Below are 26,326 nucleotides of genomic sequence, written 5' to 3' on the forward strand. Positions count from 1 at the left end.
GACCGATACCGCCCGTGCATTCAGGGTTTATCACCGGCAGGCGGCAGAACCGTAAAGACCCCGGCTGCCGCAGACTGCGCCTGAATCTCCCGGTCATACATGGCTTCGCCAAAGGCCGGAGGAATGGTAAAGCGCCCGGTATTCACCGGTTTTATCTGATAGATAAACTCCTGACTATCCGCCGCAGCACTGCCGTAGATAAGCACTCTGTCCTCGCGGGCATCAGTGAAGTCCGGCACCCAGCGGCGGCCGGTGCTGAACGGGAGCTGTGACAGTTGCAGGCTGTCCGCCGCTTCCGGATCCTGACGCACCACCTCAAACCCGCCCGGCAGCAGATCCGCCACCACAATATTATTCAGTCCCTGTTTGGCGTTGGCGCGGATATGCAGACGGGCATACACTTTTTCGCCCTGTGCCGCGCTGGTTATCACCTCACCTTTTTCATTCAGGTAATCACGGCTGATTTCCAGTCCTTTCGCTACTGCCGCCTGCGGTGGTGTGCGGTCAAAACCGGATTCTGTCACCACATACCAAGCCGGGTTATCCGACGGATTATCAAAGCGGATTTCACTGATACCGTCACCGAATTTTCCGGTCGCGGAGGCATTTTTCATCACCGAAATCACGTCAGGCGCGTCTTTGCCTTTCAGGACACTGATGGTGAGTTCACCGGCTTGTGCACCGCTCTGCTGCATATGACGGCTGTAGTATTCCATTGCCAGAATACTCATGGCCGCTGAATAGGTGGTGTAACGCTCCTCTTTAAAGCGCAGCACCATGTTTTCCAGCAGTTGCGGCGGGATAGCAGACACTTTTTCCGGGAAGTGACGGACAATCAGGTAGAGCCGTGTGCTGTCCTGCACCAGCGGATCGAGATAACGCCGTGTCCACCATGCTTTGCTGTAAGCGGTGTTCAGGGCTTTCCACGTCGGTGCCAGCATCATATCTGCCTGTTTATCCATCTTCAGCATTTTGTAGGATGCCGCGAGATACAATGCGCCCGGATCAGCCTGCCACGAATCCGGATAACGGCTCTGCATCTGTGTCTGCACCTCAGCCAGCAGTCCGGTGGTCACTTCGCCCTGACGGGTCAGCAAGTAGACGGCAAAGGCACGCATCCGCATATCATCCTGCGTATTCAGCATCGGGTTCGCCGCCACTTTCTTCAGATAAATATTGGCGGAGCCGAGCAGCGATTCCTGCACCGGATAACCCGCGTCCTGTGCTTCCAGCAGGAACTGCACCACATACAGCGTGACAAACGGATCGGTTTCCGGCATCGCCTGCCATTCGCCGATACCGCCCTGGCCGTTCTGCCGCGTCAGCAGTGTGGTCATGGTCTGTTGCAGCTGTTTGCGGATCGCTGTCTGTGACTGCAGTGTGCTGATTTCCGGATTACGCTGACTGAACAGCAGCGGAATGGCGCGGCTGGTGATCTGCTCCGAACAGTTATACGGATAGTTATCCAGATACTGCGACAGCGCCTCACTCATCACCATCGGCGAGTATGATACCCGCGCATCCCGTTTGGCATAGTTATCAAACATCTGCCGCAGCGCCGTCACCCGCTGCTGTTTACCGTCCATCCGCCCGAGAAATGAACGGGTGCGGTAAGCCGAGGCCGGACGGACTGACAGGTTCTGCGTGCGGATCGCCGATTTATCCCCGGAAGTGACACGGAAAGTGATATCCGCCGTGCCCGGCAGCGCATTGGCTTTCAGGCGGAACGACAGTACCGTCTCTTTCTTCTCACCGAGGGTGATCTGCGCACGGTTGCTGCCGGTGATTTCCAGTGCCGGATCGGCGCTGACGGTGACATCCAGCGGTACCGCTTCACCGTTCAGCCCTGTCAGATTATTGGCGATACCGAGGGAGACATCAAACTCATCGCCCGGGGAGACCATGGCCGGAATATTCGGCGTCAGCACAAAGTCATCCCGTACCGTGGTGCTGCTCTGTGTGTGGCCGATGCGGTCAGGTGAAACCGATACCGCCATCACGCGGATCTTACCGTTGAAATAATCCGGCACCTGATAATTAAAGACCGCGTCGCCATCAACTGCGGTGATCCCCGACCAGTATGCCACCGGTTCATCCCGCTTGCGTTTGAACGGATTAAGATGCAGATCGATGCCCTCTCCGGCATCCCCGCCCGGTGCTGCGGTCAGCGCCATCATTTTGCTGAATTCCGGCAGGATCAGGTCAAGGATCTGAGTGCTTTTCACTTCCAGCGCCCGTTTGCGGAAGAAATAGTCGAGCGGATCCTTCAGGCGGTAACGCGCCACCTGCAATATGCCTTCATCGATGGCAAAGACCACCACATTCTGCGGCGAGGTGGTTTTCACATGAACCGCCAGGTTTTCACCCGGTTTCATCACGTCCGGCGATGTCAGTGAAATCCCCGCGTTAAACGCCTCATGGCTGACACGGAACGGCTGTACGCCGAAGCTCAGCGGGCTCATAAAGATTTCATCGGAGTTGATATCGCGGACAAACTGCACGTTAACATAGCCGTTGCCGGTCAGCTCTGCCGGTACACGGATTTTCTGCACCGAGTTGGTGGTATCTGCGCGGAACCATACCCATTGATACACTTTGTCGCGCTCAATGGTGATAATACCGCTGCCGGTGTACGGCGCACTGACAGCAATTTCAATTTCTTCGCCCGGTTTGTATTCCTCTTTATTCAGCGTCAGCTGCAGTTCCGCATTGCGATCCAGCGAGCGGGTGATATTCGCGTTACCGGCAACGGTGTAGTCGGTTCGGTTCAGCACATTACCGTCCGCATCTTCCGCCTGTAAGATAAAGTGACCGGGTTTCGAGGTGTTCAGTGTGATATCAGTGCCGGCGCTGCTGATGGTCAGCGGTTGTTCATCAATCCGGGTTTCTTTCAGTCTTGACTGATATTTGAAGACCCCGGACGGCTGGCGCATCAGCACGGAAATGTATTTCTGCTCCAGAAGCACCAGTTTCAGATTGGTTTTTTCAATACGGGTCAGTGACGGATCCACCGCAATCAGATTCAGCATCCGCACTGCATCCTTACTGATATAATCCGTGTCACCGTCCGCTTTGATACCCACCAGCGAGTCATGCGGGGAGACCAGCACCCGCGCCGCTGCCGTGACCGAACGGCCGCTGCCCGGCTCAAACGCTTCGGTGAACAGCTGTAACTGATAGGTCGCTTCCGCGTAATTTTCCAGCCCTAACGCCAGCGGTGCGGCACCGTTTTCATCGGTGGTGCGCTCTTCAAGCTGCGTTTCAAAGTTATCCGTACTGCGGCTGTTTTCATAGAAACGGTAATCCGGATACTGCGTGAATGACGGATAAACCGGCCGCATGGTCATTTTTGTCGCGATACGGCGGTTCTGCGCCGGGGTGCCGAACAGGTTTTGCACATCAACCGCTGCCTGCAATTCATCCGGTTTTACCCAGCCCTGCTGACGATCCGGCGTCAGTTTCAGCGCCACTTTCATGGTGTCCGGTTCAAACTCTTTCACCACCACGGTGGTGGTGCCGAGCAGGCGCAGATCGTTCTCATCTTTACCTTCCAGGTAGAGATAGATATTCCAGTCGCCGGTCGGGGCGTTTTCCGATGTGGTGTAGCTCAGTTCGCTGAAACCAGTGGCATCAAGAATAATCTGCTGTGAGTGCATCAGCGTGTCGCGCGGGTCGCGGATCTCCGCCCGCAGCGGGATGCCGGTCAGCGGGGTTTTCCAGTCATAGGTGCGGGTGATAAGCCCCGCATGAAAGGTTTCTCCCGGCCGGTAAATACCGCGATCAGAGAAGAGATAGCTGCTGAGGGTGCGCGGATCTTCCGGGGTTTCGTCGCCGTAAATATCAAAGCGCGAGAAGTCCGGCTGCCGGTCATACCAGGCATTGACCGGCAGGAAGGAGACATCCCCCTCTTTTTCCGCCAGGAACATTACCGCCATCTGCTCATTACGGAAATCATGCAGCGGCGGGAATGCGGCGTGACCGTCACTGCCGGTCACACGGCTCAGCAGTGTGGTGCCGTTTTTGGCCACCACCGAGACTTTCGCGCCGCTGACCGGCTCGCCGGTATACACGGACTGCACGAACACATCCCGCGAGCCGTCGAGGGAAGATTTCGCAATGATCCCCATATCAGTGACCACCACAAAGCGCGAGTCGAGCACCGCGTCCTCTTCGTAATCCTCATCCCCTTCGTCATAACTTTCCGCTTCCGTGGCTTCCGCCGGTTTAGCCGGATCCCACGCCCGCAGGCTCAGCAGGAATATGCCGCGTTTTGCGGACGGGTCGGCGGAAAGGTATTTGCTCAGGTCGATACCTTTATACTGAATATCGCCGGGGCGGGCGGCTGACAGCGCCGTCTGATAAGTAAAGTGCTCCGTAAAGTATTCATCACTCAGACGGTTAAAATCCGTTGAGGTAAAGTTTTTATCTTTAAAGGAGACGATGTGCTGTAACTGGCCCGGGATCACCCGTTTCACATCCAGTTGCAGGCCAGGGAAGTTACGTGCCGCGACGGTGATCTGTTTTTCACCTTTCATCGACAGCAGTGCCCCGTCTGACATAAAGCGCAGTGTTTTCGGGTAATCCGGGATGCGTACCGGCAGATAGCGTGATGTTTTCAGGTAATAACCGCCCGCTGAACTCATACCGCCGGTAATTTCCACCAGCAGCCAGCGGTTGGCCGGGGCATTGTAACTGAAGCTGAATGCCGCCTGATTTTCCTGCTCGCTGTCATCCGTGGTCAGCGCCACCGGCTCTGATAAAGCAATGACTTTTTCGCTGATATCATCCGGTTTCCAGTCGTCGTAAATACCCTCAGAATGATAATCGGGATGTTTTTCCGGCAGCAGACGGGCACGAACCGCTTTTGTGATCTGTTTTTCATTTACCGGGTCGGAGAATGACACAATCAGGGCGCGGCGATCTTTTCCGTCATCTGATTCCACCAGCTGACTGTCGATACCCGTCACATCCAGGCTGTAGCGGTTCGGCACGATCACACGGAAGGTTTCATCTTTGTCCGTGGTATTGGCCGGAACGGCTGCACCGACACCGGCTCTGACTGTCAGCAGCACTTCGCTGTCCGTATCATTGAGTGCAAGCTGCCCGGAGTGGATCCAGGCTTTGAGTTTTTTATCATCATAAGTGACGGTATACGGCACCGGCTTGCCGTCACGGGTCATGGACAGACGCGATTCCAGATTTTTGACATCAGCGGGGGCATTGAAGGTCAGGCCGATGATGGCGTGTTTCTTCATCGGATCCTGCGGATCCTGATAGAACTCCGCCCGGCCGCCGCGATAATAAAACTCAGGTGTGGTAAAGGTCTTTTGTTTCTCCGCTAACGCCACCTGCGGAGCCAGCAGTGTTTTGACATCCATATCGACGGTGTAGGTTTTCCCCATCGGGAAGGTTTTTTTCGCCGTGAATACCAGCTTGCGGTCATTACGCCACTGCCACTCACCTTCCATTGCGGGGGTCAGGGTAATACCGGCAGTGACCGGTTTGCCGATCAGTGTCACCGGGGCGGCAGAGCGGGAGAATGTCACCACCACAATCTGCGCTGAATTATCATCACGGTGATAATTTACTGCCGAAGGGCGCTGCACAGACGCGGAAATATCCTGCACCACCAGCGGCGCAACATCCACCGGCTTGGGTTTGTTCTGATACCAGTGCCACGTGTAATAACTGCCCGCTGCCACCGCAGCGGTCAGCAGCAATAAGACAAAAATAGTTTTCGGATAGCGGTTTACACCCCGCTCCAGCCGGACAAGCTGATTACCGGCAAAGGTCACCCAGCCCGGTACCGCCCAGCGGATCCGTCCGGTGAACGGGCGCAGCAGAAAACCCAGCAGCGTAAAAAGATAAACAAGACCGCGTGCTGCCAGACGCAGCAGAATAAAAGGTAAGCGGAGGATAAAACGCAGAACGTCCATGACAACATTTTCCTCTGTGTGTTGAGACTGACATCAGTTTGCCGCAGCACACAGTGAAATCCGGTTCAGCCGGAAGCTGTCAGTGCCCGATACTCTCATCCTCCATAAAACAGCCCATAAAGCAAATTATTGCATAAGGAATAATCTTAAATTACGGCCCCGCCGTGTCCGCCGGGGCCGGTTCAGGAAAAACATTATTCCAGCGCACTCAAAATAGCCTGTGCGGCTTTGACTCTTTCAGTATTCGGGTAGTTTTTATTCGCCAGGATCACAATCGCCACCTGTTTTTCCGGAATAAAGGCCACATAGGCGCCGAAACCGGTTGTTGCCCCCGTTTTATGCACCCAGGAAGCGCGGTTGTACGGCTGCACCTGATTGTCGGTTACCGGATGCGGCTGCAATGCGACTTCATTGGTCACGCCGTTCACGATCATGTCCTTCTGCTGCGGCCAATCATACATTTCCCAACCCAGCCCCTGGTTAATCGCGGCGGTTTTATAGTAGCGGGTCTGTGCAAGATACATTGCCATTTCCAAATCGGCATTACCGGCCCGTGACGGCTCCATATTCATTTCCGCCCAGCGCAGCATATCTTTTGAGGCGGATTTCACTCCGTAAGATTCCGCATCAAGCTGTCCCGGCGACACGCGAACTGGTTTTTTGTTTTTATAGCCGTACGCATACTGGCTTTGCGCGCTTTCCGGCACGGTAATAAAGGTGTGTGATAACCCCAGCGGAGACAGGATACGCGTGGTCAGCAACTGCTCATACGGCATCCCTGCGGCGTTGGCGGTCAGAGCACCAAACAGGCCGATACTGCTGTTTGCATACAGACGCATATCGCCCGGCTGCCATGACGGCTGCCACTGCTGATAGAAATGCAGCAGATCTTCACGGCTTTTCACCGCGTCCGGCACCTGTAACGGCAGGCCGCCTGCGGTATAAGTAGCCAGATCGAGCAATGTGATCCCCTTCCACTGCGGTTGTGTCAGTTCAGGCCGGTATTTTGCCGCCGGGTCATTCAGGGACATCTCTTTTTTCGCCACGGAAACCGCACCCAGCACACCTGTGAAAGTTTTACTTACAGATCCGAGCTCAAATAGTGTATTTTCAGTGACCGGCTGTTTTGCCTCAACATCGGCAAAACCATAGTTGAAATAATAGGGCTTGCCCTTTACGGAAACAGCAACTGCCATCCCGGGAATATTCTGCTGTGCCATCAGCGGTTTAATGGTGCTGTCCACCACCGCTGCGATATTGTCAGCGGCGGAAAACCCCGGGGCGGAAAACGCCAGCAGGGCAGAAATCAGTGTTGCAGATAATGATTTTTTCATCAGAATTAACCTTCCGTGTGTGAGTAACGGCGGCAAGTATCGTCAGATTCGCCGGACAGAACAAACGGTTAATTATAACAAGAGCCTAAAGAAAAACTTACAGGTGGATTATGGTCAGACGTTACCTCCCCCTTAACCCGCTGCGCGCCTTTGAGGCCGCCGCCCGTCATCTCAGTTTTACCCGCGCGGCGATTGAGCTGAATGTCACCCATGCCGCCGTCAGCCAGCAGGTCAGAGTGTTGGAAGAGCAGCTCGGCTGTGCGCTGTTTACCCGCGTTTCGCGCGGGCTGGTGTTGACCCATGAGGGCGAGGGATTACTGCCGGTGCTTAACGAGGCGTTTGACCGGATTGCGGACACGCTGGAGTGTTTTTCTCACGGGCAGTTCCGTGAGCGGGTGAAAGTGGGGGTGGTCGGGACATTTGCCGCAGGCTGGCTGCTGCCGCGTCTGAGCGGATTTTATGACAGCCATCCGCATATTGATCTGCATATCTCCACCCACAATAACCACGTGGATCCGGCGGCGGAAGGGCATGATTATACGATCCGTTTCGGTAACGGCGCATGGCATGAATCAGACGCGGAACTGATTTTCAGCGCACCGCACGCCCCGCTGTGCTCACCGGCGATTGCAAAGCAGTTACAGCAGCCGGATGATGTTCACCGCTTCACGCTGCTGCGTTCGTTCCGCCGGGATGAGTGGAGCCGCTGGCTGGATTGTGCGGGCGGCACACCGCCTTCCCCGTCACAGCCGGTCATGGTGTTTGATACCTCACTGGCCATGGCGGAAGCGGCGCAACTGAGTGCCGGGGTAGCGATTGCGCCGGTAAGTATGTTCAGCCGCCTGTTGCAGTCGGGCGCACTGGTACAGCCGTTTGCCGCTGAGATCACCCTCGGCGGCTACTGGCTGACCCGGTTACAGTCCCGTCCGGAAACCCCGGCCATGCAGCATTTTTCCCGCTGGCTGCTGAATACGGCAGGAAAATGACACTCACTCACCTTCCAGGCTTTTTACCCGCAAATCATCACCGTCACTGATGCGCAGCCGTTCACTGCCGCAGTACGGGCAGCATCCGGCGTGCTGCATAATTTCGGCCTCACGGCTGCAATCCCAGCACCACGCCTGTGCCGGGATAACATCAACATGCAGTGTGCAGCCCTGCGCCACGGTATCACGGCAGGCGATATCAAAACAGAAGTGCAGCGCACTCTCTTCCACATCCGCCAGTGCGCCGACTTCCAGCCAGACATCCGTTACCCGCGCAATACCGTGCTGTTCAGCCTGCTCGCGGATAATGTCCGCCGCGCTCATGCACAGGGATAACTCATGCATGCCGGGGCACCGGTTTACCGGTAAACAGCGCTCTGCGTCCGGCCATCACCGGGACATCCGGATCGGTGACCGGCAGTGAGAGCAGCATACGCGCACTGTCATCTGCCAGCCTCATTCCTTCCTGCGGGGACAGTGTATGCGGCAGCGGGGACAGCAGCGAACACGCCAGATACTGAGATACCCCTTCCAGCTCACCGACCGTGAATGTTATGGTGCCGTACGGCAGCCGCAGGCCGATTTTTTCACTGACTTTGCGCGGCGGCCAAAGTTGATCCGGCCCCGGAAAAATCACGGCACTGAACATCCACGGCGTGATCACACACCCCGTCCACTGCCCTTCAAACAGTGTCAGTTCCGTGACATAAACCGGCATTGACGGGTGCAGGAAGGTGAGATCGTGCATAGTCTCTGCCGCTATCTTTTCAAAAGCTTCGCGGATCTGCGTTGCCGGGCTGTGTATAAAGCCCTGAATATCCTCAGACATCTGCCGTCTCCTTCTTCACCGCCTCAACGCCCGATTCCCGCAGTACCGCCAGCACCTGCTGCAGTGCCGGTTCAACAGCAGCCTGCAATTGCGGGGTCAGACCGATATCCGGCTCCAGCGAGGCCGGAACCACGCCCACCAGCGTCAGTTTAGCCGGGAACTCCCCGGTAAAACGCAGTGCGGACAAGACATCGGATAGCCCCAGCTGGTGCGGGGAGATTTTGTTGGTAAACAGCGCCGGTACTTCCTCATCCCGCAGAATGCGGATGGTGCCCGGGGCACTTTTCGCCGTCACTATGGCATCGGTGATAATCAGATGATCCCGCCCGGCCATGCTGTCAAGCAATTCCATCCCCGCCGTGCCGCCGTCCATCACGTCCACATAATCCGGCAGGATATAACGTTCCGTCAGTGCTTCCGCGATATGTACGCCGATGGCTTCATCGGTCAGCAGAATATTACCGACACCTAATACCAGAATCCGCATCACAGCACCTTCACTGATACCGTTTCACGGCCATCAACATCAACAATGTGAACCGCACATGCCATGCACGGGTCGAATGAGTGGATAGTACGCACCACTTCCAGCGGTTTTTCCGGATCGGCAATTTTCAGCCCGACCAGCGACTGTTCATACGGCCCCGCCACATTGTCGTGATTGCGCGGCCCGCAGTTCCAGGTGGACGGCACCACTGCCTGATAGTTCTCAATCACACCGTCTTTGATCACCACCCAGTGCGATAACATGCCGCGCGGTGCTTCCAGGAAACCCACGCCTTTTATCACGCCGGTGGCCGGGAATTCCGGCTTCACATAGGTGATGTGATCGCCGGTGCCGATATTAGCGATCAGCGCGGCATACTGGTTCTGCAACACCGCCTGTAATTCACAGCAGTGCACCGTACGGCCGATAATCCGCCCGAGTGTCGAGTGCAGCTGTTTCACCTCCAGCGTGTTGCCGGTCAGGGTCTGATAAACCGCAATAATTTCATTCAGTTTCTCTTCTGTACCGGGGTGTTTCGCCGCCAGTTTGCAGAACATATTCGCCAGCGGCCCGACCTCCACGGTTTTGCCGTACAGGGTCGGCGATTTCACCCACGAGTATTTACCGTCCGGGTCCCAGCCGGTGTATTTCGGCTCGGTTGTGCCTTCCCACGGTTTCTGCGGCGCTTCATCCTGATACCAGGAGTGCGGCGAGCTTTCCTGAATCCCTTCCAGCAGGAAAGCATCCGTCTGGGAATTAATCGGGCGGAAGGTCGCTAAGTCAGCGTTTTCAATGTAGCCGCCGGGAAACAGGAAACTGCCGTTTTTGCCGTCGGTCGGGAATTCCGGCGTGCTCAGGTAGTTCACCGCGCCCTGCCCGGTTTCAAACCACTGCGGGTAAAATGCAGCAATAACCGCAGTATCAATTTTATAAACCTGCTCAACGAAATCATTCAGCTTGTCGATAAATGATTTGATATACATCAGGCGTTCCAGGTTCAGCACACCGATACCATCGAGATTAATCGGGTTTGCCACCCCGCCGACCGCCAGGTTTTGGATATGCGGCGTTTTGCCGCCCAGCAGCGCCACAATGCGGTTAGCATCGCGCTGGCATTCCAGCGCCTGTAAATAGTGCGCGACCGCAATCAGGTTCACTTCCGGCGGCAACTGCATCGCCGGGTGTCCCCAGTAGCCGTTGGCAAAAATGCCCAGCTGTCCGCTCTCCACCAGGGCTTTGATTTTATCCTGCACTCTGACGAATTCCTGCGTGCTGTTGAGCGGCCAGTCAGACACGCCGTTCAGCATGGCAGAGGCTTTTGCCGGATCGGCTTTCAGTGCGGAAGTGATATCCACCCAGTCCAGCGCGGAAAGCTGATAAAAGTGGACGATATGGTCATGGGTGGTGTGCGCCGCCAGAATAATATTGCGGATATACTGCGCATTCACCGGCACATCCAGATTCAGGGCGTTTTCCACCGCACGCACCGAGGCCAGGGCATGTGTGGTGGTACACACACCGCAGATACGCTGGAGGATCATCCACGCATCGCGCGGGTCCTTACCTTTGACAATTTTTTCCATTCCGCGCCACATGGTGCCTGACGCCCAGGCTTTGGTGACCACACCATCATCAATTTCACAGTCGATGCGTAAATGTCCTTCGATACGGGTAACCGGATCAATCGTAATTCTCTGGCTCATGACTTGCTTGCCTCATGATAAGGGGGAGCTGCTGGTTTTTTTACTGCAGGGAGTATCGGTAACAGGCGGATCAGGAAAAGGTAAGCGCAGATCTCAACAGCCACGAAACCAATGGAAATTAACAGTTCTTCTGCTGACGGAAAGTAGTGATAGCCATTGCCGGGATCAAACGCCAGCAATGAATAGGCGAGACGCCAGGCCGCACAGCCGAGCAGCATACTCACCGCACCGGTATAGAGCAGACGGGAATCGTGGCGGAACGCCGGGATACTGAAGACTGCCAGTGCAAACACCATCAGCAGGATTTCACACCAGAACAGGACGGCGTAATAATCCCCGGCGAAAGCCAGCCCGAGCTTGCCGCGATAGATCAGTTCCCCGAAGCGCAGCACCAGAAACAACGCCATCAGCACACTGACCGTCAGTGCCAGCTTGCCGAACAGCCGTTTTTCATCGGGGCCGTTGCCTTTCAGGCCGCTCTGCACCAGCGAGCCCTCAAAGACCACGATGGAGAATCCCATAATAAAGGCGGTAAGCAGAGAGAACAGCGGCAGCATTTCATAACTCTGCCACAGCGGATAGACCTTGTGGCCTGCCGCAATCATCAGTGATCCCATCGAGGATTGGTGCATAGCCGGTAACAACGCGCCGAGCGCTATCACAAAAAACATGATTTTGTTCAGCCGCTTCAGGGAGATTTTCCAGCCCATACGCTCACAGAATGCCGGGGCCAGTTCCAGCGCCATCACGCCGATATAAATCGTCATACAGACCGCGGTTTCCAGCAGAACGGAGTTGACGTTGAAAATGCCCGGAATAAAGAAGTTCGGCATATTCCAGTAGCGACCAAGGTCAATGGTGATGGATAACCCGCCCAGCGAATACCCCAGCAGGCTTGCCAGCAGTGCCGGACGCACCAGCGGGTGATATTCCCCTTTGTTAAAGACATACACCGCCCACGCCAGCGCCCAGCCGCCGCAGGCAAAACCGGTGCCGATCAGCAGGTCAAAGGCAATCCAGATCCCCCACGGATAGCCACCGTTCAGATCAGAGACTGACCCCAGCCCGAAGACCAGACGTTTGACGATAAGCAGCACACAGAGGATAACAAGCGGCCCGAAAATGATGATCGGCTTACTGAATAATTTTCCGCCGAGGGGTTTGGGATCATGACTCATGATCATCACCTCCGTCGTGAGTATCATTTTTGCTGTTGCGGCGCACCAGCACAGTCAGCCCGGCCAGTACCGCCAGCGGCAGGATCATCCCTTTGTACAGGGTATGCTGGATGTTTTCGGAGCGGGCACCGGTGGAGAGTTCGGCCAGTTCAGGCAGTTGCAGATTCTGATACGGCACGCCGGTCAGTACCATCACCTGCGTTCCGCCGCCCTCTTTTTCGCCGTACAGATGCGGGTAATAGGAAGGCACGGGATGGTTGTAGTTGTCGCCGGTTTTCAGGGTCTGGCGCGGATAGGCGTATTCCTCTCCGGCTGTCAGCCCGAGGCGTTTTTTCGCTTCACTCATCAGATCTTCGCGGGAACCGAAGATGATAGCGCCGGTCGGGCAGACATCCACACAGCCGGGTAAACCGCCTTTATCCAGCAGTTCAACGCCTTTCTGGTTGCACAGTTCGCATTTGCTGATCGCCCCGAACGGGTTATCGTAATCGTATTTCGGTATATCATACGGACAGCCGACCATGCAGTAGCGGCAGCCGGTGCAGATATCTTTGTCGTAATGCACAATGCCGGTGACCGGATGCTTTTTCAGCGCACCGACCGGGCAGACGGAGACACAGTTCGGATCAACACAATGCATACATTGTTTCTTGATGTAGGCATAACCGTCTTTTTCCTGATCTTTGTGTTCGCCGCTGCCGCTCGTCCATACCTGGATAATGTTATTGGTGTACGGCGACAGCTTGTCATTGTTGGACCACGTCTGCGCCCCGTCGGGATTACGGCCGGGGAAATTGATATCCTGACATTTGGTCACACACGCCTGACAACCGACACACAGGGTGGAGTCATACAGCATGCCCAATGCACCGGGGATCGGCGGGCGGTTCTCCGCCGCCGCGTGGCTCACGGATGTATTACCTAACAGTAATGCCCCGCCGGAAGCCACTTTAATAAAGTCACGCCTGTTCACAGTTACTCTCCCCGCGGATCGCCGTTCCGGTTTTTCTTCTGCTGGCGGCCCAGCTCACGGACAGCCATCACACTGACACCCGCCACCAGCCCGACGACACTGCCGAGCAGCCCGATAGCGCCGCCCGATACCGAACCGCCCTCTTTCAGTTCCACATCCGGTTTTTCAGAACGCGGTGTCTGGTTCTGTACGCCCGCAAGCTGATGAATGCCTTTATGAAAGCCGACACCGGCCTCATTACAGCCGTAACACGGATGCCCGATAGCCACCGGCCACACGCCGCCGACATCACAGAACTGCAGTGTGGAGCAGTTACCGTGCGTTTCAGGTCCTTTGCAGCCGAGGTGATAGAGGCACCAGCCTTCGCGGTGACCGTGGTCGCCGAACGCTTTTGCAAAACGTCCGGCGTCAAAGTGAGCGCGGCGCTCGCAGTGTTCGTGGATCAGACGCCCATAAGCAAACAGCGGCCGGTTTTTATCATCCAGCCCCGGGGCTTTGCCGTAAGTGATGATGTGAGCAACCGTTGCCAGAAAGTTATGCGGGTTAGGCGGGCAGCCCGGAATATTAATCACCGTTTTGCCGGGCAGAACCGCTTCCAGTGATGCCGCGCCGGTCGGGTTATCACCGGCGGCAGCCACCCCGCCCCAGGCGGCACAGGAGCCGATGGCAATAATCGCGGCAGCCCCCTCCGCCGCACGGCGGATATGATCGGCAATCGGCTCACCGGCAATCATGCAGTAAATACCGTCATCCTTCAGCGGTACAGAGCCGTCCACCACCAGCACATATTTACCTTTGTATTTCTCAATCGCATTGTGCTTGTTGGCTTCCGCCTGATGACCGAATGCCGCTGAGAGTACCTCGTGGTACTCCAGCGAAATCATATCAAGGATGAGATTTTCGATGGTCGGGTGCGTCGCCCGGAGCAGGGACTCAGTGCAACCGGTACACTCCTGTGCAGATATCCAGATGACGGGGGGACAATCCTTACGGCTGACGGACGCCGCGATTTCGGCAGATGCATTTGCACTGAGACCCATGGTAGCCGCTAAGGCCGCACAGAGTTTCAGAAAGCATCGCCGGTCAATACCCTCAGAAGTGATATCCGAAGTAATAAAGGTATTATCTTCGATCATTCTCTCTATTCCGTTGTGTTAATTTAATATTAATATAATCCGCTTATTATTAAATTACTGAGACACGGAACATAATCAATAAACAAAAAAATAAAATCAGAAATATTATTTTACAGATAATGAGAATTTTTTCTATTTTTAACATTTAATCTATTTATCGGTTTTATTAATACATATCAATTTAAAATATAACGTACCGGCGACCCGCAATGAGAATGGCGGAATTTTTCACTACCGACAGGAAAAAAGACAGCATTTACCGGATGCATTTCACCGGTTCATCAGATGCAACCTGGGGTGTTTTCAGAATTAACTGAACCCGGTGAAATAATACATTTCGGACAACTGCGGCTGTTTAAAATAAAAATGAAATACATTCTCATTCGGTATAATTTAATCGGTTAAGCACAAATAAATAACAAATTAAATAAATTACATCTGATTCATTTACCGGTGAATATCAATTAATACAATATGGCCTTTGGTTGTTTTTGATTTAAATCAATTAATGTTGAATTTTTCATTATTCTTACGATCTGCATTAAATTGAGCAAATCAGATATTAACACCACAAATAAGTGTAAATACAGATAATGTCACCATAAAAAAGCAACAAGATGTTTATTATTATAATATTATTATCTGTTTATACTTAGCTGATTATTTATATTCTGTTTATTATTCATTTTAATAGTGATCATCACCTGAAATAATCATTTTACTTTCATACTTTCTGATCTTTTTTGTGCAAAAAATCAGCATTACAGACATTATTAAATTTCCCTAAATTCCCTGCATTGACTGATCTTAACTAAAATCCTAGGATCTTATTACTCTCTTTACGCCCCCGAAAAAAAATATTTTTCTTTTAGTTATTAATTAAATAACACAAATTTTCACGTGTTTTTAAAAAACCACCACGGGCAAAAAAATGAAAATGAATAAACTTTCCTTTCTGATACTTTCCGCAATGGGGATGTCGTACGCCTCTGCCGGTTATGCTGTGATACCTGAACCAATTCCTGAATTTTCCTTCAGTGATGAATCCAAACGTATTGATAGTATTAAAAATAGCGGCAGCTATAGCAATGCGGATGCTGATGTGCAGGCGGATGTCAGTGCAGGCAAAGGATTTACGGTAAAAGGTTATAAATACCTGACCGGAATAGATCTCAATTACTCTGCAGCAAAAAAACCGAATGTCAGATTTCAGGATGATACCCACCTGATCGGCACGACCCTCGGGCACTCAACGACCCACCTGGGCGATTCATTCAGAGCAACCCCTTTTGATAACAGCAGCGTTATCGGTATTACCCTGAAAGGGATTGATGCGGGCCATGTCGCTAACCTGCAAATGTATAACGGCACCACATCTTACAACACCACCGTGGATGCCTTCGGTGTGATGGAGTTACGCACCGCATCTGACACCAAACAGCGGGTATCGGCTTATAATACCCGTGTAAATAAAGACGGTAAGCTGACTGTCGGCTATAACGCCTATGCTGAAAATAATCTGATTGACGGCGGCGAGCTGTACATTCCTGTCAGTAATCCGGATGCAGACACCCGGAGTACCCTTATTCAGAATGGCGGTACCTATACACAGGATAGTGGTACAGCCACCAATAACTATATTACCGGCGCAGGAAGCTATCACGCGGTGTCCGGGCTGGCACTGAATAACTATATCTATGACGGCGGCTATCAGTCGGTTTATGTTAATGACCGTACCGGTGCCAAAAACACCACGATTTATGCAGGCGGCACACAGCGGGTGCGCTCCGGGACGGTTGAGGATACCGTGATATACGGTCAGCAGCTGGTGACAAACCATGACGGTGACTGGAAAGACGGCCAATGGGTTGAGAACAGTGATCCTGATGCAAAATGGGGTAATGATCCGACGGCTATTCATACACAAGTCATGGCAGGCGGTGTTCAGAATGTCGGACTGAACGGCAAAGCCTCCGATACCACGATTTATAAAGGCGGCCTTCAGCTTGTCGGCAAATATGCGGAAGCGGCCACTACCCTGGTTGACGGCGGGATCCAGCATGTTCTGGCTTACGGCGGCACAGAAGGTACCACTATCCGCAACGGCGGACAAACCATCCTCGATTACGGTGCTTACGCCTTCTATAACCTGGATGTGGAAGACGGCTCTCTGGTGATGGAAGGCGGGGATCAGCATCCGTGGCTCAGCAACTTCGGCAAAGGATCGTATGCTCAGAATGTGAATCTGACCGGTAATAATGCGTATCTCTATATCCGCCATAACGGTGATACCGGTGAATCCGTTGTCACTGTCGATAACCTGGTGAACAATGGTGTCGCCGTCTTTGGTGAACCGGGCAGCAGCAATACCGGGCGCAACAGTCAGCTCAACATCAAAGAACTCTCCGGTAACGGCCTGTTTGTGATGAATACCAGCCTCGCGGACGGCAGCGGGGATTTCCTTAGTGTCTCGGATAAAACAGACGGTAAGTTTGGTGTCCGTGTGATGGATTCCGGTAAAGCGCTGGTCAGTAACACCTCCGACCCGGATCGCTATCATCTGATCCACGCCGCCGGCAGTCAGAACGATACGTTTACTATGACCAACAAGAGTGTGGATCTCGGGGCGTATAAATATTATCTGGTGCAGGATAAAGATTCATCGGATGAATGGTATCTGTCACCTACCAAAGAGACTCCGCCGGTTGATCCTGTGGATCCGGTTGACCCTGTGGATCCGGAACCTGAACGACCGGATCTCTCTGAGCCAAGTAAAACCGCAATGATGATTGCCAACGCCCTGCCGCAAATCTGGCGGAGCGAACTGAGCACACTGCGCGCCCGTCTCGGTGAGCTGCGCAATAACCCGCAGGTGAATCTCGGTGTCTGGTCGAAAGTCACCGGCGGACGCCACAACATCAGTAATAATGAAGTCGCCTACCGTCATGACATCAGCGGGATTGTCGCCGGTGGTGACAAAATGACGGAGCTGGAAAACGGCTATCTCTGGAGCGGCGTTGTTGCCGGGTATTCTCACTCCTCTCTGAAGATGGATAAAAACGACGGTACCATTAACAGTTACAGCCTCGGCGTTTACACCACCTGGCAGCATAAATCCGGTATCTATGTGGACGGTGTGGTGAAAGCCAACCATTTCCGCAGTGATTATGATGCGCAGTTTAATGACGGCAAAACCTCTGCCAACAGTAACACCAACGGTATCGGCTTCTCTGTTGAAACCGGTAAGTACTTCGAAAAAGAGAATTACTTTATCGAACCGTATGCCATGGTTGCCGCCTTCCGCGGCCAGGGCGCGGATTACCGCTACAGTAATGAGATGAGTATCAAAGCCGATGCCGCCCGCTCGTTCAGCGGTGAGCTGGGTGCCACCTTCGGGAAAAATTTTGTGCTGGAAAACGGCACACAAATCAAACCGTATATCCGCGTGGCCGTGAACCATGAGTTCCTGAAAAACGGCGATGTGGAACTGAATAAACAAGGGAAGCGAACCAATGATATGTCCGGCACCACCGGGAAATACGGCATTGGTGTTGATGCAAAACTGAATGATAACTGGGCTGTCTACGGCGAATTCAACTACGCCAACGGCAGTAAACAGGAAACGCCGTACAGCGGTTTCCTGGGTGTGAACTACCGGTTCTGATTGTCCGTAAAGCAAAACGGCCTGCGAACATGCAGGCCGTGAGATTGCTGACAAAGCAGGATAAAACGGGGTTTTTCCCGCTTTGTGTTATCAGCCGAAAATCAATAAATTGATTTTCCTGGTTTATTTTTACAACCTCTGTCGGTCGTCGCCAACCCCTTCGGGTTTGTCAACGGCCTGACGGCCTGCGAACATGCAGGCCGTTTTTTTGTCTGTTATTAACTGATCAGACCGTGTACCAGAATCACGCCGATACAGATCGGTCCCACATAACGCCAGACCAGTAATAAACTCTGACGCTTCAGTCCGGTGATATTTTCCGGGATCAGCGCATTCGCTTTACGTGACCAGCCGAAAATCAGGCAGACAGCAATACCGAACAGCGGCATCAGGATATTGGATGTCAGATAATCAAGAACATCAAAAATTGTTTTCCCGCCTAAGGTCACATCACTTAACGGCCCGAAAGATAATGATACCGGGATCCCCATCAGCATAATCGATGCTGTCACCACCAGACCAGCTCTGCGGCGTGTCCACTGAAAACGCGTCTGAACATACGCCACAATGTGTTCCAGCAGTGAGATTGCGGATGTCAGTGCCGCCATCAGCAACAAGACAAAAAATGTCACCGCCAGCACAGAACCGCCCGGCAGATGGGCAAAATACACCGGCATGGTCATAAAGGTCAGACCCGGACCGGCATTCGCCTCCAGACCTGCTGCTGATAATGCAGGGAAAATCATCAGTCCGGCCAGCACACACACCATGCAGGAGAGGATCACCACCCACATGCTGGAGTTGGCAATGCTTTTGTTATCAGACAAATACGCGCTGTATGTAATGTGGATCCCCAGCCCGATAGAAAGAGAGAAGAAGGCCAGCCCCAGTGCATCCAGTACGCCTTTGCCGGTCAGTTTGCTGAAATCCGGGTACAGGAACAGTTTCAGTCCGGCGGATGAGCCGGGTAAGCTTATCCCGACGATAATCAGCACGATCATAATAATAAACAGTAACGGCATCATCACTTTCACGGATTTTTCCAGCCCGCGCTGCACCCCGGCCAGCACCACAAAGCAGGTCATGCCGGCAAATACCAGGTGGGCGATCACCGGCCACCACGGGTTACTGATAAAGCGGGTGAAAATGCCGGTCAGCTGACTGCTGTCGGTAATGTTCAGCTCACCGGCGGCGGCCATCACGGTGTAACCGATAGTCCAGCCGCCGACCACGCTGTAGAAACTGTAAATACACCACGAGCTGAATACACCGATCACCCCGATCCACGCCCAGTGGCGTCCCATCATTTTTTTGAAGGCGTTGACGGCTTCGCTGCGGGTGCTGCTGCCGAGGATATTTTCAGCCAGTAATACCGCAAGACCGATAACAAAACTGAATAAGAGGAAAACCACCAGGAAGGCACCACCGCCGTTATTGGCGGCAACATACGAAAATTTCCAGATAGCACCGATGCCGATGGCCGACCCGGCAGCGGCTAAAATATGACCAAAACGGGATGTCCATTGCTGACTCATACGGCCTCCTGCGGTGTCATCTGAGAGACAGAAGCGGCGGCAGAACAACAGACCGATCGTGAAGCTGCGCTGATAATAATCCTTGCGGTAAAACCTGACATCATAGGAACTCTCCCTAAAAAAAACAGTTCCACCAGCAGGTTTACACGCACAAAAAAGCCACCTTGCTGGTGGCTTATGAAGAAAAACAGATAAACGAAGCCACCTAACTGAATAGTAGGTTTAGGCTTAGCTGACGGTTGATCATGCAGTTCATCGGTTTACTCTTCTCTGAAAATCGTTAATTTTGCTTCACAGACAGTGCCGTTATATGACACTGCCGTGATGCTCTTTTTCTGTTATACCATAAACAGAAAAGAAAAAAACACCCTTTTTTATTCTGCGCTCATGGTTTTCAGCATTTCAGTAAACGCGTCGATGTGATGACGCTGCGTCACCGGATTCATAAAGACCGCTTTTTCCCCCGGAATATAGGCAAACCGGTTATGCTCCGCATAAGCCGAGCAGGCGATAGAATCCACCCAGTTGGTAAACAGTCCCGCTTTGCCGCGTTTCAGGAACAGTTCACGGTGCCAGCGACTGTTGCGCACCATCATGTCATAGGCCGTTCTATCTCCGGCACAGGTCAGCTCATGCATAAACATTGCCTGCGGATCATTGACCAGTTTCGGTGAATAGAGACGGAAACCGACACTCGGCCCCTGATTTTCCGGTGCCATCACACAAGCATTCCCCAGCGATAACAGCTGATTGCGCATATAGTTCGCATTTTGCAGACAGTGCGCAATGATGGTCTGATAGCCTTCAGTACCCAGGTAATGCAATCCGGCATACGCGCCGAACACGCCGACACCGCTGCGGCTGCACTCAATGGTGGATTGCAGGTGAGTCTGCCCTTCCAGCGCATGCTCAAAATAGGTGAAGTTCTCCGGGTCATTTTCCAGTGCTTTAAAATCATCACCGTCACGCACCATCACCAGACTGGAGGTATACGGCACATAACCCCATTTATGAAAGTCGATAGTGATGGAATCCGCATATTTCAGCTGTTTAAATTTCGCCACATTGTGACGCAGACCAGCCAGGGTGGCGTCGTTAATCGCCAGCGGGTTGGTATTAAAATCATAATCAATAAAGAAAATAATCGGCCAGCCGACCGCCGCATCCACGTGAATATGCGGTTTTTCGGTCATTTCAAATTCTTCACACAGACGGTTGCGCAGATCATAAACCTGTTTGATCTCATCCACACCAAAGGTATCGGTTGTTCCTGCGGTCAGTAAAATGACCGGAATCTTACAGTGGACGGTATAGCAGGCACGGATTTGCTGTTCCAGATCCGCCAGGTCGATGGTGTTATCTGACGTGACCCGGATACGGATTGTTTTATTGGTGATATCCACACCTAACAGGGACAGGTTAGTCATATTGGAGTAGTGACCGCCCTGTGAGTTGATGATACGGAAATCCTGATCAACCGACATTCCTAGGTGTTTTGACTGCTTCAGCGATTTACGGATCCCGAACAGATAACCGTACAGGTTGCACATGGTTCCGCCCTGGGTGAACAGACCGGACGCTTTATCTGCATCATAGCCAATCAGATTAGCCACTTTACGGATAACGGTTTTTTCCATGTTATCCGCCACGCCGGAGTACTCGCAGTACACCATGTTCGGATTACCCAGTAATCCCAGCATGGAGCCGTAAACGGCCGGGTCTGACGGCATGGCAATCACGTTTTCCACGGCCAGCGGGTTTTCCCAGTTTTTGCACAGCGCGGAGGCAAACACCAGTAAATCATCCTGCCCTTCTCCCGGGCGGAGCACGTTCTGACGGACATGTGACTCACCCGCCAGCTGAGCAAACAGCGCTTTCCCCTGCGGATAGCGGTTGATCTGCTGCACATCCGCGTCAGTGGTCTGACGGAATTGTGTAATTGCCCGAATTTGCGGATGATTAAAAATCGGCCATTTGCCGGGATCCCGGCTGAAAAAATCACTGATGACATTTTGATACTTAACGTCGAAATCTTTATTTAACGCATTCGCGGACGCGAGCGTGATAAGTTCTGACTGATTCACAATGAGCTCCAAAATAATAAATTACACTAAGGTAATGTCATTACTTTGCGCCAAATTCATTGCATTTTAAATGATAGCCTAACTATAAATCACAGTGATTAAATAAAAATAAATAAAATAAAATCAATTAAATAGATAAAATACCCCACCTTTTTAGCGATTAAATTTTTTTGAGAAATGACGAAGAGATCACAAATTTATAATCCATAAAATAATAAAAAATAAGATTTTAAATTTACATAACAAACCATTTACTGGTTTTTTATTCTGCAAAATACCAATAAAAACAAAATATTAACAACCCCGCCTCAATGACTGGTGATGTATTATTTAATTTTTCTTATCATTTGTTTTCTGCCGTGATTTTTCTTCTGCTGAAAAATCACGGTTATTTTGCTTCTTTTTCCGTTTTCCGTCGCTATTCACTTCTCCCGCCAGATAAAATACTGCCGGATAATAAAAATACCCTGAATATAGCTAATGAATGCTGATAAACGATTTTCTGTCCGTGGCATGAAATACATAATTAACAAATTGATTTTAAATGAAAATATTATTTTTATATAATTAACCGGCTATTATTACGCCGGTTGTTGTGGTTTTGTAACCACTGGTTTTTTCCCTGAAATCCTTATAATTCGCTAAGCCCGGGTCCGGTAATAAGCTTTCTTTAATTTTTATCTTTATTCTGCCGTTAAAATGGATGAATTGTTTCATTGTGTAATAATTTCATTTATCAAAGGCACTACTATGTCCGGCCTCCAGCTGTTCAAACAACTCATTACCAAAGAATTTTGCCCCGGTATACACTGGGATTCCGCCCGTAACCGCTTTAAATTTGCGGCCCGCAGCCTGTTTATGCCGCTGTCTACCATGAAATACCTGTCCGGTCTGACAGATACCGCCTGCTGTGATGCGATCCTGAAAAAGCAGCCGCTGCTGCCGACCAAATTACAGCGTCCGTATCTGAGTATTAATTTTCACCGGAAAAATAAGTCTGCGGCTATCTGTGACCATTACCGGATCACCAAAGCCGTTCTGCCGCCGGAAGTATTCAACCAAATCTACAGTAACGAGCGTTTTTATCTCTGCCCGGTTGAGGGGAAAGAGGGTCTTTGCCACCTCTGGCTGGATGTGCAGGATGCGTTTAACAAAGAGGGTGAACTGACGCTGGAGATGCGGGATGATGCCGGAGAGATTCTGGCCCGCAGTGCCTTCACGCTGCTGAATCTGAACGAAAAACGGACGCTGTTTATCGGCGCACTCCAGGGCGGGGTCAGCGAACAGGCGCACCATGCTATCCGCGCGGCGACCAAAAACTGCCACGGTGTATTTCCCAAACGTATTCTCACGGAAGTCATCTGCCTTATCGCTTCACTGTTTCAGTGCCGGCAGATTATTGCGTCCAGTAATGAAACGCATATTTACCGCAGCCGCCGTTACCGCCATAAAAAACTGACACAATGGGTGGCCGATTATAATACTTTCTGGGAATCTGTCGGGGGCACCGCCAACCCGCAGCAGGAATATATACTTCCGCTGACCCTGCCGCGTAAACCGGCGGAGGAAATAGCCAGTAAAAAACGTGCCGAATACCGCCGCCGTTATCAGTTACTGGATAATGTGGCACAGGCCGTGTGTGAACGCCTGCAACTGCCGCCGGCGGAAAATAAAACAGCTGTTCAACATAACGTTATTTAAGAAAAATCCTTCATTTACAGCAGGTTTGACCGGTAATTGACATTTCATTACAGAACGTATTGATTTTCCGTAAAATATAATCTGCAAAAGGCTGAATTTAATCTTAATATTGTTTCAGGGCGGCGGGAAAAATTCACTGTCTCCGCTACGCCTAATTTGCTAAAGTGGCCGGATTTACCAGCGTATATATCAGGGGTTCCGGCCATATCCGCAGAAATGCCCCATAACATAAAATAAGTTTACTTCAGATCCGGGAATAATTGATGGAAACAATGCAGCAACTTTTTTTTGCCCTCTGGCATCAGGACTATGAAACCCTGTCAAATCCGTCCCTGTTGTGGGCGATTTACATTATGCTGTTTGCCATTCTCTTCCTGGAAAACGGCCTGCTTCCCGCTGCATTTTTACCCGGCGACAGCCTGCTGATTCTTGTCGGTGTTCTGATCGCCAAAGATACGCTCGATTTCCCGACAACCCTGATAGTTCTCACCGCCGGTGCCAGTCTCGGTTGCTGGGTAGGCTATTTACAGGGGCGCTGGCTCAGTAATACCCGGATTGTGAAAGGCTGGCTGTCTCATCTGCCCCCGCATTACCATCAGCGGGCACACAATTTATTCCACCGTCACGGCCTGGCGGCACTGTTAGTCGGTCGTTTCCTGGCGTTTATCCGTACCCTGCTGCCGATGCTGGCCGGGATCGCCGGTCTGAATTCACGCCGTTTTCAGTTTTTCAACTGGCTGAGCGGCTTCCTGTGGGTCGGCATTTTAACCACCCTCGGTTACGGCCTCGGTATCAGCCCGATTTTCCGCAAGTATGAGCATCATCTGATGAATATCCTCATGCTGATCCCGGTGGTGCTGCTGGTCTTTGGTCTGATCGCCAGCCTGTGGGTGGTGTGGAAACGCAGGCGGACAAAGCCGTCTGACGATACGCACGCACAGTAAATCAACAGACTATTTTTCCGGCCGGTGCAATTACAGCAGCCGGCCGGGATACATTATCTCCCCGTCCGCCATTTCAGCGTCATTTCGTCTGAATTATCCCGGTATCCCCCGTAATGTGCAGAACGATGCCGGAAAATAAACTATAATTTACCTTTAATTGCAGATAAAAAGCGGTTATTTTGAATCTGCTACGGTATAACCACCACGAGGAGTTCCTATGTCACATCATACAAATGAAGAGTTACGCGCTGAACTGAAATCATTGGCTGACACCCTGGAATCTGTGCTGAGTACGGCAGAAAGCAAATCCAAGGAAGAAGTGGATTCGCTGAAGAAAAAAGCACAGGCCGCACTGGAAAAATCCCGTACCCGCCTGGCGGAAGGAAAAGAGCAGGTTGTGCAGCAGACAAAAGAGATCGCCGGCAAGGCCGATAATTATGTCCGCGAAAATCCGTGGACCGGTGTCGGTATCGGTGCCGCTGTCGGTGTGGTGTTAGGCGTTTTACTGGCCCGCCGCTGAGTTATGACCGATCAGGAGCGTCCGCAGGGGCCCGGCAAAGGGCTCCTTGATACACTGACACGTATCGCCACCATTGTGATCAGCATGGCTGAGACCCGGCTCCGGCTTGTCGCCACGGAGCTGGAAGAAGAGAAATCCAGCCTGATCCAGCTGATTTTACTGGCCGGTGCCGCTCTGTTGCTGACGGCATTCGGGCTGATGAGCCTGATGATTCTGGTTATGTGGGCGGTCGATCCTGTCTACCGCCTGACCGCAATGATTATCATGACATCGGTTCTTCTCGGCGGGGCGCTGATTTTTGCCCTGTGTGCCGTCCGTAAAGCCCGCCGTTCATCCTTACTGGGCGCGACCCGCGAACAGCTGGCTATCGACCGGCAACTTCTGGAAAGAAAAAAGCAGGAGCCGGATCATGAATAAGCATCAGCGTGCTGAACGCGCCCGCAAAAAACAGGCACTGATTGACACGATCGCTGCCCAGCGCAGCGATCTGTCACAGGCCACGGATCAGTGGCTGAAAAAAACCGAGCCATTCGATCGCACCTGGCAAACATTATCACAACTGCGTCCGCTGGTTGTGGCGGGTGTCAGCCTGTTTTCCGTCTTTGCTGTCCGCCACCCGAAAAAACTCGTCCGCTGGGGGCAACGCGCCCTGGGACTGTGGGGTGTCTTCCGCACACTACAGAACAGTTTACCCCGCAATAAACAGCACTGATATATTCCCCCGCATTCAAAATTTTTGAATTTGTTTATTAAGAATTCTTGCTAACAATCCTTCTCATTCGCACTTACTATTATCCCAACGAAACGGATTGGCACATCGTGCCATTTAAACAAAATAATATGTGACACAGTCCTCATATTTACTATTCAGTATTGTTGAGCTAATAAGGATCTCACAATGAACAACTACGCTATTTTAGTCGCCCGTATCATGATGCCTGTCTTATTTATTGTGGCCGGATACGGCAAATTAGGGGATGCTTATGCAGGTACTCAGCAATATATGCAGGCAATGGGTGTTCCGGGGGCATTACTGCCGTTAACTATTCTGCTTGAACTGGGCGGCGGGCTGGCCATCCTGTTTGGTTTCTTAACCCGCACAACCGCGATTTTCACCTTTGCTTTTACTGTGCTGACCGCCCTGCTGTTCCACAGCAATTTTGCGGAAGGTGCCAACCAGTTAATGTTTATGAAAAACTTTACCATTGCAGGCGGTTATTTACTGCTGGCGGTAACCGGACCGGGTAAATTCAGTATCGATTATTTACTGAAAAAGAAATGGTAATCACATTCAGGTAAAGCCACACAGCAATATA

At 52.1% G+C, this 26,326-nt stretch carries 19 protein-coding genes; 8 read left to right on the top strand and 11 right to left on the bottom strand.

The window, feature by feature from the left end:
- Nucleotides 1–20: 20 nt before the first annotated feature.
- Together ACF8OF_RS10205 and blaDHA are read right to left on the bottom strand one after the other, a co-directional pair.
- Nucleotides 21–5,936, bottom strand: a complete 5,916-nt coding sequence (locus ACF8OF_RS10205; RefSeq protein WP_392496513.1) for an alpha-2-macroglobulin — start codon at nt 5,934–5,936, stop codon at nt 21–23.
- Between the two features lie 194 nt (nt 5,937–6,130).
- The gene (gene blaDHA / locus ACF8OF_RS10210; protein ID WP_392496515.1) at nt 6,131–7,270 is read right to left on the bottom strand and encodes a DHA family class C beta-lactamase; all 1,140 of its coding nucleotides are present in this window, start codon (nt 7,268–7,270) and stop codon (nt 6,131–6,133) included.
- A 110-nt stretch (nt 7,271–7,380) separates the two neighbouring features.
- On the opposite strand from blaDHA, the gene ampR reads away from it, so the two are divergent.
- Nucleotides 7,381–8,256, top strand: coding sequence for a LysR family transcriptional regulator AmpR (gene ampR / locus ACF8OF_RS10215; RefSeq protein WP_392496516.1), 876 nt, complete (start codon nt 7,381–7,383; stop codon nt 8,254–8,256).
- Between the two features lie 3 nt (nt 8,257–8,259).
- Here the strand turns inward: ampR and hypA are convergent, their stop codons facing one another.
- The 7 genes from hypA to hybO are packed head-to-tail and all read right to left on the bottom strand — an operon-like array spanning nt 8,260 to nt 14,562.
- Nucleotides 8,260–8,601 carry a hydrogenase maturation nickel metallochaperone HypA gene (hypA, locus tag ACF8OF_RS10220; RefSeq protein WP_392496518.1) on the bottom strand — a complete coding sequence of 114 codons (342 nt, stop codon included), beginning with the start codon at nt 8,599–8,601 and terminating at the stop codon, nt 8,260–8,262.
- The gene (hybE, locus tag ACF8OF_RS10225; RefSeq protein ID WP_392496519.1) at nt 8,594–9,085 is read right to left on the bottom strand and encodes a hydrogenase-2 assembly chaperone; all 492 of its coding nucleotides are present in this window, start codon (nt 9,083–9,085) and stop codon (nt 8,594–8,596) included. The genes hypA and hybE overlap by 8 nt, the downstream gene beginning before the upstream one ends.
- Nucleotides 9,078–9,572: a HyaD/HybD family hydrogenase maturation endopeptidase gene (locus tag ACF8OF_RS10230; RefSeq protein WP_349465989.1), complete on the bottom strand. Its 495-nt coding sequence runs from the start codon at nt 9,570–9,572 to the stop codon at nt 9,078–9,080. Before ACF8OF_RS10230 ends, hybE begins: the two co-directional genes overlap by 8 nt.
- On the bottom strand, nt 9,572–11,275 hold the full coding sequence (gene hybC / locus ACF8OF_RS10235; protein WP_392496520.1) for a hydrogenase 2 large subunit: 1,704 nt from the start codon (nt 11,273–11,275) through the stop codon (nt 9,572–9,574). Before hybC ends, ACF8OF_RS10230 begins: the two co-directional genes overlap by 1 nt.
- The gene (hybB, locus tag ACF8OF_RS10240) at nt 11,272–12,453 is read right to left on the bottom strand and encodes a Ni/Fe-hydrogenase cytochrome b subunit (protein ID WP_392496522.1); all 1,182 of its coding nucleotides are present in this window, start codon (nt 12,451–12,453) and stop codon (nt 11,272–11,274) included. The genes hybC and hybB overlap by 4 nt, the downstream gene beginning before the upstream one ends.
- The gene (gene hybA / locus ACF8OF_RS10245) at nt 12,443–13,426 is read right to left on the bottom strand and encodes a hydrogenase 2 operon protein HybA (RefSeq protein ID WP_262882027.1); all 984 of its coding nucleotides are present in this window, start codon (nt 13,424–13,426) and stop codon (nt 12,443–12,445) included. Before hybA ends, hybB begins: the two co-directional genes overlap by 11 nt.
- 2 nt (nt 13,427–13,428) lie before the next feature.
- Nucleotides 13,429–14,562, bottom strand: a complete 1,134-nt coding sequence (gene hybO, locus ACF8OF_RS10250) for a hydrogenase 2 small subunit (RefSeq protein WP_392496525.1) — start codon at nt 14,560–14,562, stop codon at nt 13,429–13,431.
- A gap of 931 nt (nt 14,563–15,493) precedes the next feature.
- On the opposite strand from hybO, the gene ACF8OF_RS10255 reads away from it, so the two are divergent.
- On the top strand, nt 15,494–18,226 hold the full coding sequence (locus ACF8OF_RS10255; protein WP_392496526.1) for an autotransporter outer membrane beta-barrel domain-containing protein: 2,733 nt from the start codon (nt 15,494–15,496) through the stop codon (nt 18,224–18,226).
- Nucleotides 18,227–18,444: 218 nt separating this feature from the next.
- Here ACF8OF_RS10255 and ACF8OF_RS10260 read toward each other — a convergent pair whose 3' ends face one another.
- Both ACF8OF_RS10260 and ACF8OF_RS10265 read right to left on the bottom strand, forming a co-directional pair.
- Nucleotides 18,445–19,761, bottom strand: a complete 1,317-nt coding sequence (locus tag ACF8OF_RS10260; protein ID WP_262861700.1) for a sodium-dependent transporter — start codon at nt 19,759–19,761, stop codon at nt 18,445–18,447.
- A gap of 374 nt (nt 19,762–20,135) precedes the next feature.
- Nucleotides 20,136–21,845 carry a pyridoxal phosphate-dependent decarboxylase family protein gene (locus ACF8OF_RS10265; protein WP_392496527.1) on the bottom strand — a complete coding sequence of 570 codons (1,710 nt, stop codon included), beginning with the start codon at nt 21,843–21,845 and terminating at the stop codon, nt 20,136–20,138.
- A gap of 750 nt (nt 21,846–22,595) precedes the next feature.
- Between ACF8OF_RS10265 and ACF8OF_RS10270 the strand changes: the two genes are divergently transcribed.
- The 6 genes from ACF8OF_RS10270 to ACF8OF_RS10295 all read left to right on the top strand — a co-directional run bounded on the left by ACF8OF_RS10270 (nt 22,596) and on the right by ACF8OF_RS10295 (nt 26,295).
- Entirely contained in the window at nt 22,596–23,546 is a 951-nt protein-coding gene (locus ACF8OF_RS10270) for a VirK/YbjX family protein (protein ID WP_392496528.1), read from the top strand.
- Nucleotides 23,547–23,809: 263 nt separating this feature from the next.
- Nucleotides 23,810–24,490 (top strand): DedA family protein, encoded by a 681-nt coding sequence (locus ACF8OF_RS10275; protein WP_279797839.1) that lies wholly within the window; start codon nt 23,810–23,812, stop codon nt 24,488–24,490.
- Nucleotides 24,491–24,707: 217 nt separating this feature from the next.
- A complete protein-coding gene (locus ACF8OF_RS10280; RefSeq protein ID WP_262860987.1) occupies nt 24,708–25,010 on the top strand; it encodes a YqjD family protein in 303 nt (100 codons plus the stop codon).
- 3 nt (nt 25,011–25,013) lie between these two features.
- Nucleotides 25,014–25,427 (top strand): phage holin family protein, encoded by a 414-nt coding sequence (locus ACF8OF_RS10285; protein WP_262860988.1) that lies wholly within the window; start codon nt 25,014–25,016, stop codon nt 25,425–25,427.
- Nucleotides 25,420–25,722 (top strand): YqjK-like family protein, encoded by a 303-nt coding sequence (locus ACF8OF_RS10290; protein WP_262860989.1) that lies wholly within the window; start codon nt 25,420–25,422, stop codon nt 25,720–25,722. Before ACF8OF_RS10285 ends, ACF8OF_RS10290 begins: the two co-directional genes overlap by 8 nt.
- Nucleotides 25,723–25,908: 186 nt before the next feature.
- On the top strand, nt 25,909–26,295 hold the full coding sequence (locus ACF8OF_RS10295; RefSeq protein WP_045138543.1) for a DoxX family protein: 387 nt from the start codon (nt 25,909–25,911) through the stop codon (nt 26,293–26,295).
- Nucleotides 26,296–26,326: the final 31 nt, after the last annotated feature.

It is taken from the genome of Morganella sp. TYF_1 (assembly GCF_043105645.1).
Classification (GTDB): domain Bacteria; phylum Pseudomonadota; class Gammaproteobacteria; order Enterobacterales; family Enterobacteriaceae; genus Morganella; species Morganella morganii_B.

What these genes read in the sequence shown, in the direction of transcription:
- ACF8OF_RS10205 (WP_392496513.1), bottom strand. Translation starts at nt 5,936, where the DNA reads ATGGACGTTCTGCGTTTTATCCTCCGCTTACCTTTTATTCTGCTGCGT.
- blaDHA (WP_392496515.1), bottom strand. Translation starts at nt 7,270, where the DNA reads ATGAAAAAATCATTATCTGCAACACTGATTTCTGCCCTGCTGGCGTTT.
- ampR (WP_392496516.1), top strand. Translation starts at nt 7,381, where the DNA reads ATGGTCAGACGTTACCTCCCCCTTAACCCGCTGCGCGCCTTTGAGGCC.
- hypA (WP_392496518.1), bottom strand. Translation starts at nt 8,601, where the DNA reads ATGCATGAGTTATCCCTGTGCATGAGCGCGGCGGACATTATCCGCGAG.
- hybE (WP_392496519.1), bottom strand. Translation starts at nt 9,085, where the DNA reads ATGTCTGAGGATATTCAGGGCTTTATACACAGCCCGGCAACGCAGATC.
- ACF8OF_RS10230 (WP_349465989.1), bottom strand. Translation starts at nt 9,572, where the DNA reads ATGCGGATTCTGGTATTAGGTGTCGGTAATATTCTGCTGACCGATGAA.
- hybC (WP_392496520.1), bottom strand. Translation starts at nt 11,275, where the DNA reads ATGAGCCAGAGAATTACGATTGATCCGGTTACCCGTATCGAAGGACAT.
- hybB (WP_392496522.1), bottom strand. Translation starts at nt 12,453, where the DNA reads ATGAGTCATGATCCCAAACCCCTCGGCGGAAAATTATTCAGTAAGCCG.
- hybO (WP_392496525.1), bottom strand. Translation starts at nt 14,562, where the DNA reads ATGATCGAAGATAATACCTTTATTACTTCGGATATCACTTCTGAGGGT.
- ACF8OF_RS10255 (WP_392496526.1), top strand. Translation starts at nt 15,494, where the DNA reads ATGAAAATGAATAAACTTTCCTTTCTGATACTTTCCGCAATGGGGATG.
- ACF8OF_RS10260 (WP_262861700.1), bottom strand. Translation starts at nt 19,761, where the DNA reads ATGAGTCAGCAATGGACATCCCGTTTTGGTCATATTTTAGCCGCTGCC.
- ACF8OF_RS10270 (WP_392496528.1), top strand. Translation starts at nt 22,596, where the DNA reads ATGTCCGGCCTCCAGCTGTTCAAACAACTCATTACCAAAGAATTTTGC.
- ACF8OF_RS10275 (WP_279797839.1), top strand. Translation starts at nt 23,810, where the DNA reads ATGGAAACAATGCAGCAACTTTTTTTTGCCCTCTGGCATCAGGACTAT.
- ACF8OF_RS10280 (WP_262860987.1), top strand. Translation starts at nt 24,708, where the DNA reads ATGTCACATCATACAAATGAAGAGTTACGCGCTGAACTGAAATCATTG.
- ACF8OF_RS10285 (WP_262860988.1), top strand. Translation starts at nt 25,014, where the DNA reads ATGACCGATCAGGAGCGTCCGCAGGGGCCCGGCAAAGGGCTCCTTGAT.
- ACF8OF_RS10290 (WP_262860989.1), top strand. Translation starts at nt 25,420, where the DNA reads ATGAATAAGCATCAGCGTGCTGAACGCGCCCGCAAAAAACAGGCACTG.
- ACF8OF_RS10295 (WP_045138543.1), top strand. Translation starts at nt 25,909, where the DNA reads ATGAACAACTACGCTATTTTAGTCGCCCGTATCATGATGCCTGTCTTA.